This is a genomic window from Thiohalocapsa sp., from assembly GCF_019695415.1.
In the GTDB taxonomy this organism is placed as follows: domain Bacteria; phylum Pseudomonadota; class Gammaproteobacteria; order Chromatiales; family Chromatiaceae; genus Thiohalocapsa.
In genome coordinates this window covers 1-1,544 of record NZ_JAIFKJ010000447.1, presented here as the reverse complement: position 1 = coordinate 1,544, position 1,544 = coordinate 1, and the positions used below count along the sequence as shown (strand labels likewise).

Annotated in this window: 1 protein-coding gene; it reads right to left on the bottom strand. The window is 67.8% G+C overall.

Going from position 1 to position 1,544, the window contains the following annotated elements:
- Positions 1 to 1,492 (bottom strand): NADH-ubiquinone oxidoreductase-F iron-sulfur binding region domain-containing protein (locus I6U14_RS12575; RefSeq protein WP_367115664.1); only part of this gene is annotated, 1,492 nt, incomplete at its 3' end.
- Between the last annotated feature and the right edge of the window lie 52 nt (positions 1,493 to 1,544).

The following is a 1,544-nucleotide window of genomic DNA, read 5'->3' as shown; positions in this document are numbered from 1 at the left end:
GCAGCGTCGACATCACCGGGTTCGGCGCCGTCTGCCCGAGGCCGCAGAGGCTGGTCGCCTGCACCACGTCACACAGCTCCTCGAGCAGCTCCAGGTCCGCGCGGGTGGCCTCGGCCTTGGCGATGCGGTCCAGCAGCCCATGCATCTGCTGGGTGCCGGCGCGGCAGGGAACGCACTTGCCGCAGGACTCGTCCATGCAGAACTCCATGAAGAAGCGGGCGACGTCGACCATGTTCGAGGTCTCGTCCATGACGATCATGCCGCCCGAGCCCATCATGGTGCCGAGCGTCTTCAGGCTGTCGTAGTCCACGGCGATATCCAGGTGCGCCTCCGGCACGCAGCCGCCGGAGGGACCGCCGGTCTGCACGGCCTTGAATGCCTTGCCGTCCGGGATTCCGCCGCCGATCTCGAAGATGATGTCGTGCAGCGTGGTGCCCATGTCGACCTCGATGAGGCCCGTATTGACGTTGGTGCCGGCCAGCGCGAAGACCTTGGTGCCCTTGGACTTCTCGGTACCGATGCCGGCAAACCAGTCGCCCCCGTTGCTGATGATGGGCGCGATGTTGGCGTAGGTCTCGACGTTGTTGATGAGCGTTGGGCTGCCCCACAGGCCGTATTCCGCCGGATAAGGCGGGCGCGGGCGGGGATGGCCGCGGCCACCCTCGATGGAGGCCATGAGTGCGGTCTCCTCGCCGCAGACGAAGGCGCCGGCGCCGAGGCGAATTTCGACGTCGAAGTTGAACTGGGTCTCGCAGATGTGGTTCCCGAGGAAGCCCGATCGCTTGGCCTTGCGGATGGCGGTTTTGAGCCGTTCCACGGCCAGGGGATACTCGGCGCGCACGTAGATGTAGCCCTTATTGGCGCCGATGGCATAGGCGGCGATCGCCATGCCCTCCAGCACCCGGTGCGGGTCGGACTCCAGGATGGCCCGGTCCATGAAGGCGCCGGGGTCGCCCTCGTCGGCGTTGCAGATGACGTACTTCTGCCCGGGCGGCATCTTCGCCACCGTGGACCACTTGAGACCCGTTGGATAACCGCCGCCGCCGCGTCCGCGCAGCCCGCTCGTAGTGACCTCGTTGATGACGTCCTGCGGTGTCATTTCGGTGAGCGCCTGCACCATGGCCGCATAGCCGCCGGCCATGACATAACCCCTGAAGCTGTTCGGGTCCACGATGCCGGCATTCTCCAGCACGATTTTGTGCTGGCGCGAGAAAAAGGGCATGTCGCTCGGGATTTGCAAGCGCTCCCCCGGTGCGGCGCCGGCCGCCGTGCTGGCGAGGATGTCGGGCGCGTCCGCGGCGCCGACGTCGCGGTAGATGACGGCCTCGTCCAGCGCAGCCTCCGGGGCGGCGACGGCCACGAGTGGGCCCGCGGAACAGAGCCCCATGCCGCCGCCCGCCTTGACTCTGCACTGCGCCGCGCCGTCCTCGCAGCCTGCGCTCAGAGCACACAATACTGGCTCGGCGCCGGACGCCAGGACGACTGCGGCCATGCAGACGCGGCGCTCGCTCACCGCGACACCGCCCTCGGACAGGGATTGGCGG